Raw genomic sequence first — 15278 nt, 5'->3', positions numbered from 1 at the left:
CCTGTGCCGGTACGCTGGCACTGGTTGAAAAGCAAAAACCCGCAGATTCGTTCTGGCGGGTTTTTTCGCGTTTTTATTCTGATTTTTAAGGCCGCGTCCGCTAGCGGCCCGCCGCCATGGTCTAGCGCGCCGCCGGCAAGTTGCCGATGCTCATGCCTGGTTTGATGTTCTTTTGCTTGAACCAGCCCAGATGCATTTCCAGCGCATAGCGCACGGGCACGGTCTTCGTGGAGCAATGGCTGTCGAGCGTGTGCGGCTGCATGTCTTCGATGTTGACGATCTTGCCGCTGGCGTCGATAAAGGCCACCGACAGGGGCAGTGGCGTGTTTTTCATCCACATGCATTGCGTCGATGGGTTGCCAAAGACAAACAGCATGCCTGCATTGGCCGCCATCTTTTCGCGGTACATCAAGCCCTGTTCGCGCTGCTCTTCCGTGGCGGCCACTTCCGCCTGGATCAAATGCATGCCGGCCGACAGTTGCAAGCTCTTTGTTTGCGCCTGGGCCATGCTGGCGCAAGACAGCAGGGCGATGGACAGGCTGAGACGGCAAAGGGAATTTTTCATGGGGCGGGACGGTGGCTGCGAAGCGGCGATTAAGCCACGCTGGCGGCCGGCTGGTCAAGCATGCTGCCCGGCCGCATCGAAAGCGTGGGGTTACAGCAACATGCTCGCCATCGTCAGCCCGGGACTGCGCTTATTTCACGGGCTTGCCCGCTTCAGCGGCCGGCTGCTTCGTCTTGCGCGCCTGGGGAATCAGGCGCGGCGCATCGGTTGCGGCCGATGCGTTGACGGAGGCGGACGCCGGCGGCACGGGCTTGCTGGCGTCGGTGGCGGCCGAGGCGTGGCTGGCTGCCGATGCGGGTGGCGGCTTGACGGCATCGGTCGCGGCGGATGCGTGCACCTGGGCGCCCGACTGGGCCAGTGCGGCGCCGGCAAGCAGGGATGCGGCCAGGGTCGAAATTATTTTTTTCATCATCTTTCCTTTTCCGTCATGTTGAGGTTAGATGATTTTAATGCATTATCTAAAAATAAATAGTGCTTATTGGAAAAATTCGCTACCGTCGCCGCTCTTTCTTGTGCTGCTTAGGCCTTGCCAATGTTTTCGGCTGGCACTTCGCACCATTCGCCGGGCATCAATGGATGGCTGGCCAGCGAGAACGGGCCGATGGCGCTGCGCACCAGGCGCAGGGTGGGCAGGCCGACGGCCGCCGTCATGCGCCGCACTTGGCGGTTTTTTCCTTCTTTCAAGGTGATCGCCAGCCACGAGGTCGGCTTGTCGGCGCGCGCGCGGATCGGCGGATTGCGGGGCCACAGCCAGTCCGGCTCGGCGATGCGCACGGCCTTGCACGGCTTGGTGATGAAGTCGCCCAGGTCCAGCGGCGCCTGCAGGCGCGCCAGGCTGGCCGCATCGGGCACGCCGTCGACCTGCACCAGGTAGGTTTTCGCTTCCTTGCGGTCCGGGTGGCTGATTTCATGCTGCAGGCGGCCGTCGTCCGTCAGCAGCAGCAAGCCTTCGCTGTCGGCGTCGAGCCGGCCGGCCGGATAGATGCCGGGGATGGTGAGATGGTCGGCCAGGGTGGTGCGGCCGTCCTGCGGCGAAAACTGGCACAGGACCTGGAATGGTTTATTGAAGAGAATAAGTGGCATGCTGGATAAATGGATGCAAACGATGGTGGCTGCTGGTCGGCGCCGCAAAAGCGTGGCGCCCTGTAAGATACTGGTGCATAATGTGAAACGTTAGTCTTATGTCTTATAGAAGACTATGGCGATGCGCTTCTTTGGCGATGCGGATGGCCCGGGTGTTCTTTCCCTGCTAAAGTGCGTTGTTGCCGCCCTGTTCGGACTTGTTTTTGTAAACTCTGCAACCGCAGAGCGCGTCGCCGGCCTGTGTTGCCCGCCAGCGGTGTGTCCCACTTCGGAGATCACGATGTATCAACATATCACTGTACCTGCTGACGGCCAAAAAATCACCGTCAACGCCGATTTTTCGCTGAATGTACCAGATAATCCCATCGTTCCCTTCATTGAAGGCGATGGCACGGGCATCGATATCAGCCCGGTCATGATCAAGGTGATCGACGCTGCCGTGGCCAAGGCCTACGGCGGCGCGCGCAAGATCATCTGGATGGAAATCTACGCAGGCGAAAAATCGACGAATGTGTACGGCCCCGATGTGTGGCTGCCGGAAGAAACACTGGAAGTACTCAAAGATTACGTGGTGTCCATCAAGGGCCCGCTGACGACGCCTGTCGGCGGCGGCATCCGTTCGCTGAACGTGGCCCTGCGCCAGCAGCTCGATCTGTACGTCTGCCTGCGCCCCGTGCGCTACTTCACGGGCGTGCCGTCGCCCGTGAAAGAGCCGGAAAAGACGGACATGGTGATTTTCCGCGAAAACTCGGAAGATATCTATGCCGGCATCGAATACCAGCAAGGCTCGCCCGAAGCCAAGAAATTGATGGATTTCCTCGTCAATGAAATGGGCGTGACGAAGATCCGCTTCCCGGCCACGTCGGGCCTGGGCATCAAGCCCGTGTCCATCGAAGGCACGGAGCGCCTCGTGCGCAAGGCCATCCAGTACGCGATCGACAATGACAAGCCATCCGTGACGATCGTGCACAAAGGTAATATCATGAAGTATACGGAAGGCGGCTTCCGCGACTGGGCATATGCGCTGGCGCAAAAGGAATTTGGCGCCGAACTGATCGATGGCGGTCCATGGTGCAAGTTCAAGAATCCGAAGACGGGCCGCGACGTCATCGTCAAGGATTCCATCGCTGACGCGTTCCTGCAACAGATTCTGCTGCGTCCGGCCGAATACAGCGTCATCGCCACCCTGAATCTGAACGGCGATTACATTTCCGATGCGCTGGCGGCGCAAGTGGGCGGCATCGGCATCGCGCCAGGCGCCAACCTGTCCGATTCCGTCGCCATGTTCGAAGCGACGCACGGCACGGCGCCGAAGTACGCGGGCAAGGATTACGTCAATCCCGGTTCCTTGATCCTGTCGGCGGAAATGATGCTGCGCCACATGGGCTGGCTGGAAGCGGCCGACCTGGTCATTTCCTCGATGCAGAAATCGATCGCCTCGAAGCGCGTCACCTATGATTTCGCCCGCCTGATGGAAGGCGCGACGCAAGTGTCGTGCTCCGGTTTCGGCGAGGTGATGATCGAGCACATGTAATAGAGGGGCAGGGCGCCGTGTGCCCTGCGGACGAAAAAAAACCCCGTTCGAAAACGGGGTTTTTCACATCTGAGGGCCGGCGATGCTTAGGCTGCTTGGATGTTGGAAGCTTGCTTGCCTTTAGGGCCTTGCGTGACTTCGAATTGAACTTTTTGACCTTCTTTGAGGGTCTTGAAACCGTTCATGTTGATTGCGGAGAAATGAGCAAACAAATCTTCGCCGCCATCATCTGGAGTGATGAAGCCAAAACCTTTGGAATCATTGAACCACTTAACTGTACCTGTTGCCATAAAAAGAACTTTCAAAATTAAAACAAATCACACGAGCCATAAAAGCAAGAAGCTTCTTGCCCCCTCCTCGACGTCTCACTTCTTATCAAGCTGTACATTACTGCAACAGTCGATACAGCATTGTTGGCGGAATAAATAATGAAGTCAAGCGCTTTTCCATCGATATTGCCAAATTCTTCACGACAACCAAAAAAGCAACTCTTGATTTTGACGGCAAGGTCGCCATCTGCGCACTATTAAGAAAACGCGTAAGATTGAAAACAATTGGAAAGGCGTAGATATTGCGCATGACAACCACTGTGAAAGCATTAGAATAAGCGTATGGCAACCAAGCACGACACAGAAACCCTGCTGGAGCGGCAAGTGCTGAAGCCGCCACCGCTCTACCAGGTGGCCTTGCTCAATGACGACTACACCCCGATGGAATTCGTGGTGGCCATCATTCAGGAGTATTTCAACAAGGACCGTGAAACGGCGACGCAAATCATGCTCAGTGTTCATCGCTACGGCAAAGGAGTGTGCGGCGTGTTCTCTAAAGATATAGCGTGTACCAAAGTGGAGTTCGTTTTAACGCATGCGCGCAAGGCGGGGCATCCCCTGCAGTGCGTGATGGAGGAAGTATGATTGCGCAGGAATTAGAAGTAAGTTTGCACATGGCGTTTGTCGAAGCTCGGCAGGCACGGCACGAATTCATCACGGTTGAGCATCTACTGCTGGCACTGCTGGACAATCCCTCCGCTGCCGAGGTGTTGCGTGCCTGCGCGGTCAATATTGAAGACCTGCGCAAGACCCTCACCAATTTCATCGGCGATAACACGCCGACCGTGCCTGGCACGGGCGAAGTCGACACCCAGCCGACGCTTGGTTTCCAGCGCGTGATCCAGCGCGCCATCATGCACGTCCAGTCCGCCTCGAACGGCAAGAAGGAAGTCACGGGCGCCAATGTGCTCGTGGCCATCTTCGGCGAAAAGGATTCGCATGCTGTTTACTACCTGCACCAGCAGGGCGTGACGCGCCTGGACGTGGTCAATTTCATCTCGCACGGCGTGCGCAAGGACCAGTCGACGGAAAGCGCGAAAGCCTCCGAAGGCGTGGAAGAAGCGCCCGTCGATGGCCAGCCGAAGGAAAGCCCGCTCGACCAGTTCACGCAAAACCTGAACAAGGCCGCTGCCGAAGGCAAGATCGATCCGCTGATCGGCCGCGAGGAAGAAGTCGACCGCGTGATCCAGATCCTGTGCCGCCGCCGCAAGAACAATCCGCTGCTCGTCGGCGAGGCGGGCGTGGGCAAGACGGCCATCGCCGAAGGGCTCGCTTACCGCATCACGCAAAGCGACGTGCCGGAAATCCTGCAGAATGCCGTCGTGTATTCGCTGGACATGGGTGCCTTGCTGGCCGGTACCAAATACCGCGGCGACTTCGAACAGCGCCTGAAAGCCGTGCTGAAACAGTTGAAGGACAATCCGAACGGCATCCTGTTCATCGACGAGATCCACACCATCATCGGTGCGGGCTCGGCGTCGGGCGGCACCCTCGATGCGTCCAACCTGCTGAAACCGGCACTGGCGAATGGCCAGCTGAAATGCATCGGCGCGACCACGTACACGGAATTCCGCGGCGTGTTCGAGAAAGACCATGCGCTCTCCCGCCGCTTCCAGAAAGTGGACGTCAACGAGCCGACCGTCGAGCAAACCGTGCAAATCTTGCGCGGCCTCAAATCGCGCTTCGAAGAGCACCATGGCGTGAAATACTCGGCCTCGGCCCTGTCGACGGCGGCTGAACTGGCGGCGCGGTTCATCAACGACCGCCATCTGCCCGACAAGGCGATCGACGTCATCGATGAAGCGGGCGCGGCGCAGCGCATCTTGCCGAAGTCGAAGCAAAAGAAAACCATCGGCAAGGCCGAGATCGAGGACATCATTGCCAAGATCGCGCGCATTCCGCCGCAAACGGTCAACCAAGACGACCGCAGCAAGCTGCAGACGATCGACCGCGACTTGCGCAATGTCGTGTTCGGGCAAGATCCCGCCATCGACGCGCTGGCTTCGGCCATCAAGATGGCCCGTGCCGGCCTGGGCAAGACGGACAAGCCGATCGGCTCCTTCCTGTTCTCCGGTCCGACCGGCGTCGGCAAGACCGAGGTGGCCAAGCAACTGGCCTTCATCCTCGGTATCGAGCTGATCCGTTTCGACATGTCGGAATACATGGAACGCCACGCCGTCAGCCGACTGATCGGCGCGCCGCCGGGTTACGTCGGTTTCGACCAGGGCGGCTTGCTGACGGAAGCGATCACCAAGAAGCCGCATGCGGTCTTGCTGCTCGATGAAATTGAAAAAGCCCATCCGGATATTTTCAATATCCTGCTGCAAGTGATGGATCACGGTACCTTGACGGACAACAATGGCCGCAAAGCCGATTTCCGCAACGTGATCATCATCATGACGACCAATGCGGGCGCGGAAAGCTTGCAAAAGACGTCGATCGGCTTCACGAATTCGAAGCAGGCGGGCGACGAGATGGCCGACATCAAGCGCATGTTTACGCCGGAGTTCCGCAACCGTATCGACGCGACCATCAGTTTCCGCGCGCTGGACCAGGAAATCATCCTGCGCGTGGTCGACAAGTTCCTCATGCAGCTGGAAGAGCAGTTGCACGAGAAAAAGGTCGAAGCCGTGTTTACCGAGAAGCTGCGTGCTTTCCTCGGCAAGAAAGGCTTCGATCCGCTGATGGGCGCGCGGCCGATGGCGCGCTTGATCCAGGACATGATCCGCAAGGCCCTGGCCGACGAGCTGCTGTTCGGCCGCCTGGTCACCGGTGGACGTGTCACCGTCGACCTCGACGACAAGGACCAGGTCTTGCTGGAATTCCCGGAACCGCCAGATGCGGCACCGACGGCTGCGCCGGAAACGGTGGAAGTAGAGTAATCGGCTCCTTCGCAAAATGCGATCCAGAAACCCGCCCACGCAAGTGGCGCGGGTTTTTTTACGTCTTTGTGGGCAATAAAGAAGGTTTTCTTTGGCCTCAGTTATGCCAGAATTGCTGTCCGGTATCGACATGATGTCCATGCCGTCTCATCGCCCTGACCGCTATCTGGATGCCCACATGAAAATTTCCCGCACTCTTGCCTTGCTCCTGTTGTCCGCCGGCCTGCTGGCTGACGCTGCTGCCGCGCCTGCCGGCAGCTATTTCCGTTTTCCCGCCGTGCGCGGCGACACCGTCGTCTTCACGGCCGAAGGCGATTTGTGGAAAAGCAATCTGCGCGGCGGCGCGGCGCAGCGCCTGACCACGCATCCCGGCTATGAAACGAACGCGGCGATTTCGCGCGACGGCCAGTGGCTGGCGTTTTCCGCCGCCTACGAAGGGGCGCAGGAAGCGTATGTGATGCCGTTGGCGGGCGGCTTGCCGCGCCGCATTTCGTATGACAATGGCGGCGTGCTGGTGCTGGGCTGGACGGCGCAGGGCGAAGTACTGGTCAGCACGCAAAACACGGATGGCCCCGCATCGCGCCGCATCGTCGCCGCCATCGACCCCGTAAAACAGATGCGGCGCGTGTTTCCCGTAGCCGACGCCAACGACGCCGTGCTCGACGACTCTGGCAAGACGCTGTTCTTCACACGCTTCGGCCTGGCCATGACCAACGACAATGTGCGCAATTACCGGGGCGGCGCGCATGCCACCCTGTGGCGCTATGAGCTCGATGGCAAGGGCGAGGCCGTGCGCATGCATACGGAGCCTGCCGTGTCGGCGGGCAACAACAAGCGCCCCATGTGGTGGCAGGGCAGAGTCTATTACATCAGTGACGAGGGCGGCAGCGACAATCTGTGGAGCATGCTGCCCGACGGCTCCGACCGCCGCGCCTTGACGACCCACACGCAGTGGGATGTGCGCAATGCGCAGCTGGGCGATGGCAAGATCGTGTATCAATTGGGCGCTGATTTGCACGTGCTGGACCTGGCTGCAGGCACGGACTCGCCGCCATTGCCGATCAGCCTCGTGTCCGACTTCGACCAGCAGCGCGCGCGCCAGATCCGTTCGCCGCTCGACACCCTCTCCAACGTGCAGCTATCGGGCAAGGATGAGCGTATCATCCTGACGGCGCGCGGCAAGGTCAGCATCGCCGGCACGGGCAGCCTGCGCCGTGTCGACATCGCCATTCCGGACGGGGCAAGGGCGCGCGACGCCGTCTTTTCCAGTGACGAAAAATCCGTGTTCGCCATCGTCGACACGAGCGGAGAGAATGAAATCTGGAAATACGCCGCCGATGGCTCGGGCAAGGGCGAGCAGCTGACGACGCAGGGCGATAACCACCGCTGGAAACTGTACCCGTCGCCGGACGGGCGCTGGCTGGCCCACACGGACAAGAAGGGCCGTTTCTGGCTGCTGGACCTGACGACCAGGGGCAATCAGCTGATCGACGATGCGGGCAAGGCGGGCGTGGACAAGCACGACGAAGTGCAATGGTCGCCCGACAGCCGCAACCTGGCCATCGTGCGCGTGGCCAGCAACGAGCAGCGCGAGCAGATCGGCCTGTATAACCTCGCATCGAAACAGCTGCAGTTCGTCACCAGCGACCGCTACACGTCCGGTTCGCCCGTGTTTTCGCCCGACGGCAAGTGGTTGTACTTCCTGTCGGCGCGCAATTTCCAGTTGGCCAACGGCTCGCCATGGGGCGACCGCAACATGGGTCCCGTGTTCGACAAGCGCGTCGGCGTGTATGCGCTGGCGCTGCAGCCGGGCAACCGTTTCCCGTTCCAGCCCGACGATGAGCTGAGCCGTCCTGGCGTCAAGCCGGCCGAGACGGACGATGAAAAGGCGGCCGAACAGGCGGCGGAAAAGGCATTGGAAAAGGCCGGGGGCAAGTCGGCCGTGAAGAAAGCGCCGGCCGCCTTGCCGGCCATCGTCAGCCAGGGCCTGGCCGAGCGTTTGTATGAAGTGCCGCTGGCGGCGGGCAACTACAGCGCGCTGGCCGCCGACGACAAACGCCTGTATTTCATCGAGCGCGACAGCGGCGAGAACAAGTCCAGCCTGAAGACCTTAGCGATTGGCAATACCGGCTCCAAGCCGGAACTGCTTGTGGCCAATGTGCGCGAATTCGACCTGGCGCAAGATAAAAAGCATTTGTACTACAGGACGGCGGCAGCCACCGGCCCGGGCGAGATGCTGGTGATCGAGGCGGGCGCCAAGCTGCCGACCGACCTGTCGAAATCCAAGGTCAAGGTCGACGACTGGACGTTTGTGTCGAATCCGCGCCTGGAATGGAAGCAGATGTTCAACGATGCCTGGCGCTTGCACCGCGACTTCCTGTACGACGCGAAGATGCGGGGCGTGAACTGGAAGGCGGCGCGCGACAAATATGCGCCGCTGGTCGAGCGGGTCACGGACCGCGCCGAACTCAATGACGTGCTGGGCATGATGGTGGCCGAAGTGGGCGCCCTGCATTCGCAGATCCGTCCCGGCGAATTGCGCCGCACGGAGCAGGAAGGCACGCCGGCGGGCCTGGGCGCCGTGCTGGCGCGCACCAGCGAGGGCTACCGGGTCGAGCATGTCTACCGCAGCGAAGCGGAATTGCCGTCGGCGCGCGCACCGCTGTCGCGCCCCGAAGTCGATGTGAAGGCGGGCGACGTGATCACGGCCGTCAACGGCAAGGACGTGCTGGCCGCGCGCCACATCAGCGATCTGCTGTTGAACCAGGCCGACAAGCAGGTGCTGCTGCAAGTCAAACGGAGCAAGGGCGCGCCGCGCGCCGTCATCGTCACGCCCGTCAACATGGCGAAACAGACGGCGCTGCGCTATGGCGACTGGGAATTGAGCCGCGCCGAGCAGGTGGCTGCCGCCTCGCAGGGACGCATCGGCTACCTGCACCTGCGCGCCATGGGCGCCAATGACATCGCCTCGTTCGCGCGCGATTTTTACGCGAATATCAACCGCGAAGGCTTGATCATCGACGTGCGGCGCAATAACGGCGGCAATATCGACAGCTGGATCATCGAAAAACTGCTGCGCAAGGCCTGGGCTTACTGGGCGCCGCCAGGCGTGCAGCCGTCGTCGAACATGCAGAACACCTTCCGCGGCCATTTGGTGGTGCTGGTCGATGAACTCACGTATTCGGATGGCGAGACTTTCGCGGCCGGCATCAAGGCATTGAAACTGGCGCCGCTGGTGGGCAAGCGCACGGCCGGCGCCGGCGTCTGGCTCAGCGACAATATGCGCCTGGCCGACAACGGCATGGCGCGCGTGGCGGAAAACGGCCAGTTCGGCATCGACGGCCAGTGGCTGATCGAAGGCGTGGGCGTGGTGCCGGACGTGGAGGTGGAAAACCCGCCGCACGCCACCTTCAATGGCGCCGACCGCCAGCTGGAAGTGGCGCTCGACATGCTGGCGAAAAAGCTCAAGGAGCAGCCGCGCCCCGCCTTCCAGGCGCAGCCGATCCCCGCGCTCAGGTAGTCCCGCTACAGGCCGCAGGCGGCCTTGAACTGCTGCGCGCGGCGGCGCGACACCTCGACCACGCTGCCGTCCAGCAGGTGCAGGGCTAGGCCATCGGCGGCGTTCGGCGCCAGCTGCGCCACCTGCGCCAGGTTGACGATCTGGCGCCGGTTGGCGCGCAGGAACAGGGCCGGATCGAGCTTTTCTTCCAGCTGGTTCAGGGTGCGCAGCATCAGCGGCCGCTGTGCGCCGAAATGCACGCGCGTGTAATTGCCTTCCGATTCCAGCAGGCGGATATCGCCAAACGCGACGAACCAGCAGCGTTCCCCATCCTTGATGAATACCTTGCGCGGCGCAGGCGGCGGCACGGCTTGCGCCCGCGCGCCTGCGCGCGCCAGCGCCGTGGCCAGGCGCGCCGCCTGCACGGGTTTTTGCAGGTAGTCGAGGGCGCTCACCTCGAACGCCTGCAGCGCGTACTGGTCGAAGGCCGTGCAAAAGATGACGTCGGGCGCCTCATCGAGTGCGGCCAGCAGGTCGAAGCCGGAGCCGCCCGGCATCTGCACGTCGAGCAGCAGCAGGTCGGGGCGCAGCTTGCCGATCTGCGCGACGGCATCGGCTGCGCTGGCCGCCTCGCCCACGATCTCGACGGCGCCGCACTGCACATGCGGTGCCAGCAGCCGACGCAGCTCGGCGCGCGCCAGGCGCTCGTCATCGACCAGCATGACCTTGAGCGGCGATCCGTTCATGGCCGCTCCGGCAGGTCGATGGTGGCGTAGACCCAGCCCGCCTCTTGGCGCAAGGCCAGGCTGGCGCGCTCGCCGCAGGCCAGCTGCAAGCGCTGGCGCGCATTGCGCAAGCCTATGCCGGTGGAGCCGGACGCGCCGCGCAGCTGGCCCGTGTTGGCCACCTCGATCCGCAGCATGTCCACGCCGGTGCTGCGCTGCGCGGCAATGCGGATGTCGCCGCCATCGGCGCTCGCTTCGACGCCATATTTGACGGCGTTTTCCACCAGCGTTTGAACGGCCATGGGCGGCACGCGCACATGTTCCAGAGTGGGCGCGCTGATCTCGATCGCGAAGCTGACGCGCAGGCGTTCCTCGAAGCGTATCTGTTCGATGGCCAGGTAAGCGCGCACGGCGTCCAGTTCGGCCGCCAGCGGCACGGTGGCGTGCTGGCCCGACTGCAGCGCGTGGCGCATCAGCTTGGCCAGCTGGTCGATCATGTGCGCGGCCGCGTCGCGGTCTTCGAAGATCAGCGCGCGCACGCTATTGAGGCTGTTGAAGAAGAAATGCGGATTGACTTGCGCCTGCAGGGCGCGCAGTTCCGCTTCCCGCCCATGCAGCTGCAGGCGCAGGGTTTCCGCTTCCAGGTGGGCGGCGCGGCGCAGCGACAGCGCGGTAAAGTAAAACACCGTCCAGGTCAAAAATACCCCGAACCAGAACAGCAGCGCGCCGGGCAGCCAGGCCAGGCCGCGCAGCACATCGGGTGGATACATGACGTGGAAGGCGGCCGTCACGCTGGCCGTCTGGATGGCGGCCAACAGCAATAATGATGGCAGCACGCGTGTCCAGCGCATGCCGCTCGCCACCCAGCCGCGCCGGAGCAGGACGCCATGCCACAGGTGCGACAGCAGCAGCCCGCCCAGCGAACCCCAGCAGGCAATCGCCACGACGATGCGCAGCTGCGAGGAGCCGCCATACACGCTGTTGAACAGGGCGAGTGCACCCCAGCCGGCCAGCTGGAAGGTCCAGTACCAGTTGATCCTGGCCAGCAGCGGCGGCCCGTGCAAGGGTGCGTTCACCGCCTAGTCCAGGAACTGTTCGATGCGCGCAACCATCCAGTCCGGCTGGTCGTACATGATGAAGTGGCGCGCCGTGTCGGCCAGCGCGATCTGCACGCCGGGCAGTTGTGCATACTGCCGCTGGAAGGTCGCTTCGATGGCGGCGCGCGGCGCGTAATCCTTGTAGGCGATCCAGGTGCCCAGCACCAGGGTCGGCGATTTTATTTTCGCCACATCCTGGCGCAGGTCGCTGGCAATCAGGGTGCCCATGGCGTTGATCACCGTTTCACGGTCCGAGCGCTGGCCCCAGCCGATGATGCGTTCCACATCGGCCGGCGCGCTGGCCATGCCGCTTACCGTGCGGCGCTGGCTGGCGATGGTGGTCGCCGCATCCTGGGCCCGCATGGCCGATTGCATCTGCGTCGCCATGGCTTGCAGCTGCGGTGGTGTGATGGAGGGCAGCTGCGTCGCGCCCAGCGCCGGCAGCGAGTCGACGATCACCAGCTTGCCCGTTTGCGCCGGATGGTCGATGGCCATTTTCAGGGCCAGGAAGCCGCCCAGGCTATGTCCGATGATGGCCGGCTGGCCCAGTTTTTGGGTGCCGATGTAGTCGGCCAGTTGCTGCTCGGCCTGCGCCAGCAGGTCGCCTTCGATGGGCGCCGCGCCGGCAAAGCCGGCCAGTGTCAGCACGTGGCATTGGCGCGCGGCTTGCGGGCCGCACAGGCGCGCCACCGTGCCTTGCCAGACTTCGCCCGATGACGCCAGGCCGGGAATCAGGATCAGCGGGCGGCCCTGGCCCGTGACCTCGGCCGTGAAGGCTGTGGGCGCGGCGGCCTGGCCGGCCCCCGCCAGCAGCACGCTGGCGAGCAGGATACAAGTTTGCAGTGTTCGTTTCATTGGGTACTCCTCCTTGACGACCATGCTAGCGGCGCCGGCGTGCGGCCGCCAGCGCCGCGGGATGAGCGGCGGCAGGGCGGGATGAGCGGTTCATATCCACACATCCTGGTCCTGGCAATGGTCGGGAAGGTAGGTCAGGTACTGCACCATGCGCGGCGCCGGGCCGCGGTTGGGCGTGGCGCAATGGGGCAGGGCCTGGTGCCAGATGATGAAATCGCCGGCCATGCCGTCGACGGGCACGGGCCGCAAGTTGTCGACCGCCCATTCGCGCGGCTGGCGGCCCGGCGGCACTTGCCGCAGCCAGTCGGCCATGCGGTGCTGGAAGCCGGGCACGCAGTGAAAGGCGCCGTGCTGCGCGGGACAGTCGCTCAGGTACAGCATGCCTTGCAGCTTGAAGGGAACCGGCTGTTGCAGGCTGACGTCCCAGTGCAGGGCGCTGCCCAGGAAACGGTGCTGCGGCGTTTCGGGCGGATTGAAACTGACCTTGTCGATGCTGGCGTAGATGCCGGTGCTGGTACCGGCGCTGGTGTCATATAGCTGCTGGCAGGCGTGGCGGATGTGCGCGCTGTGGCGGTTTTCCTCGAGGGCCCGATGGTCGGAAAACTGCAGCATCAGGCCCCGCTTGCCCGGGTGCGTCTGGTACCACGATGCCGGATCATCGGGGCTGGCGCCCAGGTAGTCCCAGATGGCCGCCCGGGCAGCTGCGCACTGCGCGCGCGGCACGGCGCCGCGCAGCACCAGATAGCCGTGCTCCTCGAAATGGCGCAGCTCTGCGGCGGACAGCACGTCCTGGTGAGGGCTGGCGGCGTGCGCCGGACGCACGCGCGTGCGGCCAGCCAGCCACGCCTGAAAGGCTGCCAGGGTAGGGCGTTGCTGGAACAGGAACTGCATGGCGTCTTCCATGGAAATGCCGCGCGCGTACAGCGCCTTGATGTCGCGGTGGTCGCGCGCCAGCCCCTGGTTGCCGCTCGCGCCAGCGTGTCCCGTGCAGCGTTGCCATAACTCGTGCAGGTGGGGCCAGTCGTCCATGGTGAGTAGGGAATGGTTGAAAAATCAGCCGGCGCGCAGGCGGCGCCACAGCGTGGTGCGGCTGATGCCGAGGTAATGGGCGGCGGCGTCGCGGCGCCCGCCGAAGCGCGCCAGCACGGCGCTGGCGCTTTCGACTTCCAGGCGTGGCGCGCTGGCGGCAGGCGCCGGCGGCACCGCCGGCGTGCCGGCAGCGTTGGCCAGTTCCGGCGCCACGCCCAGCACGAAGGCGGGCGTCAGCGCCTGCAGCGGTTCGGCGGCCAGGAACAGGGCCAGGCGCTCGGCCAGGTTGCGCAGTTCGCGCACGTTGCCGGGCCAGCCGTAGCGGCTCAGCAGCGGCGCGCAAGCCTGGATTTCCGCGTGCAGGTTGGGGTGCGGACGGGCGCCCAGCGCGGCCAGCGCGTTTTTCAGCGACCATTCGGCCAGGCCGGGAATATCGCTGGCGCGTTCGCGCAAGGCGGGCAAATGCAGGCGCAGCACGGCCAGGCGGTAGAACAGGTCGGCGCGGAAGCGTCCTTCGCGGATGCGCTGTTCCAGGTCGCAGTGCGTGGCGCTGATGATGCGCACATTGATGGCGATGGGCCGCGTGCCGCCCACGCGCACCACTTCGCGCTCTTCCAGCACGCGCAGCAGGCGCGTTTGCAGGGCCAGCGGCATTTCGCCGATTTCGTCGAGGAACAGGGTGCCGTGGTTGGCCGCTTCGAACAGGCCCGCATGGCCGCCCCGGCGCGCGCCCGTGAAGGCCCCGTCCTCGTGGCCGAACAGTTCCGATTCCAGCAATGACTCGGCGATGGCGCCGCAGTTGATGGCGATGAAGGGCCGGTTGGCGCCCAGGCTGCGCGGGCTTTCGCGGTGGATCGCCTGCGCCACCAGTTCCTTGCCGCTGCCCGTCTCGCCCTGGATCAGCACCGTCGCCGGCGAGCGCGCATACAGCACCACCGACTGGCGCAGCGCTTCCATCGCTTCTGATTCGCCGCGCAGATCGTGCAGGCCGTGCCGTGCGCGCAGGGTGTCGGCCACCACCGCGCGGCGGCCCCGCGTCGATTCGATCTGCGTCAGGCGCGCCAGCTCCAGCGCATCGTCGAAGGCGCGCCGGATGGCCGTGGCCGAATACACGAAGACGGCGGCCAGCCCGGCCTCTTCGGCCAGGTCGGTGACGAGGCCCGCGCCGACGACGGCTTTCACGCCGGCCGCCTTCAGTTCATTGATCTGCGCGCGCGCGTCTTCCTCGGTGGCGTAGGTGCGCTGCGCGATCTGGAAGCCGAAGGTGGCGGCGAATTCGGCCAGTTCCGGCATCGGGTCCTGGTAGGTGACGACGCCGATGTGCGGCGAGATGCGCCGCGCGCGCGCCAGCGCCTGCATCACGTCGTAGCCGCTGGCCTTGGCGATGATGACGGGTACCGACAGCCGGCCTTTCAGGTAGGCGCCGTTCGAGCCGGCCGCGATGACGGCGTCGCAGCGCTCCGTGGCCATGCGTTCGCGGATATGGCGCACGGCGTCGTCGAAGCCCAGGTTGATCGGTTCGATCGTCGCCAGGTCGTCGTACTCGAGCGTGATGTCGCGGAACAGGTCGAACAGCCGCGAGACGGAGACGGTCCAGATGACGGGTTTGTCGCGGTGGTCGAGCGGAGGTTGGGGAGGGCGGCGCATGCTTTATTCTAAACGATTTGTTTCAATTTCTTG

13 protein-coding genes are annotated in these 15278 nt (G+C 63.5%); 4 read left to right on the top strand and 9 right to left on the bottom strand.

The features are described 5' to 3' along the window. Positions 1-121: 121 nt before the first annotated feature. From V3C40_RS10395 to V3C40_RS10385, 3 genes are all read right to left on the bottom strand, one after another. Complete coding sequence (locus V3C40_RS10395) at positions 122-565, bottom strand: DUF192 domain-containing protein (protein ID WP_331777367.1); 444 nt, start codon at positions 563-565, stop codon at positions 122-124. A 130-nt stretch (positions 566-695) separates the two neighbouring features. Next, the gene (locus V3C40_RS10390) at positions 696-974 is read right to left on the bottom strand and encodes a hypothetical protein (protein ID WP_070303846.1); all 279 of its coding nucleotides are present in this window, start codon (positions 972-974) and stop codon (positions 696-698) included. Between the two features lie 110 nt (positions 975-1084). Then, a complete protein-coding gene (locus tag V3C40_RS10385; protein WP_046682580.1) occupies positions 1085-1648 on the bottom strand; it encodes a pseudouridine synthase in 564 nt (187 codons plus the stop codon). Positions 1649-1928: 280 nt separating this feature from the next. On the opposite strand from V3C40_RS10385, the gene icd reads away from it, so the two are divergent. Further along, the gene (icd, locus tag V3C40_RS10380; RefSeq protein ID WP_331777366.1) at positions 1929-3182 is read left to right on the top strand and encodes an NADP-dependent isocitrate dehydrogenase; all 1254 of its coding nucleotides are present in this window, start codon (positions 1929-1931) and stop codon (positions 3180-3182) included. Positions 3183-3268: 86 nt separating this feature from the next. Here the strand turns inward: icd and cspE are convergent, their stop codons facing one another. Next, positions 3269-3472, bottom strand: a complete 204-nt coding sequence (cspE, locus tag V3C40_RS10375) for a transcription antiterminator/RNA stability regulator CspE (RefSeq protein WP_010395943.1) — start codon at positions 3470-3472, stop codon at positions 3269-3271. Between the two features lie 321 nt (positions 3473-3793). On the opposite strand from cspE, the gene clpS reads away from it, so the two are divergent. From clpS to V3C40_RS10360, 3 genes are all read left to right on the top strand, one after another. Further along, on the top strand, positions 3794-4096 hold the full coding sequence (gene clpS, locus V3C40_RS10370; protein ID WP_034751577.1) for an ATP-dependent Clp protease adapter ClpS: 303 nt from the start codon (positions 3794-3796) through the stop codon (positions 4094-4096). Beyond that, entirely contained in the window at positions 4093-6393 is a 2301-nt protein-coding gene (clpA, locus tag V3C40_RS10365) for an ATP-dependent Clp protease ATP-binding subunit ClpA (protein WP_034751575.1), read from the top strand. Before clpS ends, clpA begins: the two co-directional genes overlap by 4 nt. Before the next feature lie 178 nt (positions 6394-6571). Next, positions 6572-9913, top strand: coding sequence for a S41 family peptidase (locus V3C40_RS10360; protein WP_331777365.1), 3342 nt, complete (start codon positions 6572-6574; stop codon positions 9911-9913). A 5-nt stretch (positions 9914-9918) separates the two neighbouring features. On the opposite strand, the gene V3C40_RS10355 is transcribed toward V3C40_RS10360, so the two are convergent. From V3C40_RS10355 to prpR, 5 genes are all read right to left on the bottom strand, one after another. Further along, the gene (locus V3C40_RS10355; protein WP_331777364.1) at positions 9919-10638 is read right to left on the bottom strand and encodes a LytR/AlgR family response regulator transcription factor; all 720 of its coding nucleotides are present in this window, start codon (positions 10636-10638) and stop codon (positions 9919-9921) included. Further along, complete coding sequence (locus tag V3C40_RS10350) at positions 10635-11693, bottom strand: sensor histidine kinase (RefSeq protein ID WP_331777363.1); 1059 nt, start codon at positions 11691-11693, stop codon at positions 10635-10637. Before V3C40_RS10350 ends, V3C40_RS10355 begins: the two co-directional genes overlap by 4 nt. A gap of 3 nt (positions 11694-11696) precedes the next feature. Beyond that, positions 11697-12569 carry an alpha/beta fold hydrolase gene (locus V3C40_RS10345; RefSeq protein ID WP_331777362.1) on the bottom strand — a complete coding sequence of 291 codons (873 nt, stop codon included), beginning with the start codon at positions 12567-12569 and terminating at the stop codon, positions 11697-11699. 90 nt (positions 12570-12659) lie between these two features. Further along, positions 12660-13598, bottom strand: a complete 939-nt coding sequence (locus tag V3C40_RS10340) for a phytanoyl-CoA dioxygenase family protein (protein ID WP_331777361.1) — start codon at positions 13596-13598, stop codon at positions 12660-12662. 24 nt (positions 13599-13622) lie between these two features. After that, positions 13623-15245, bottom strand: coding sequence for a propionate catabolism operon regulatory protein PrpR (prpR, locus tag V3C40_RS10335; RefSeq protein ID WP_331777360.1), 1623 nt, complete (start codon positions 15243-15245; stop codon positions 13623-13625). Positions 15246-15278 lie beyond the last annotated feature (33 nt).

The sequence above is a fragment of the Janthinobacterium sp. LS2A genome (assembly GCF_036543145.1).
In the GTDB taxonomy this organism is placed as follows: domain Bacteria; phylum Pseudomonadota; class Gammaproteobacteria; order Burkholderiales; family Burkholderiaceae_D; genus Janthinobacterium; species Janthinobacterium aestuarii.
The sequence above is the reverse complement of the archived record's forward strand: the minus strand, read 5'-3'. Positions and strand labels throughout refer to the sequence as shown.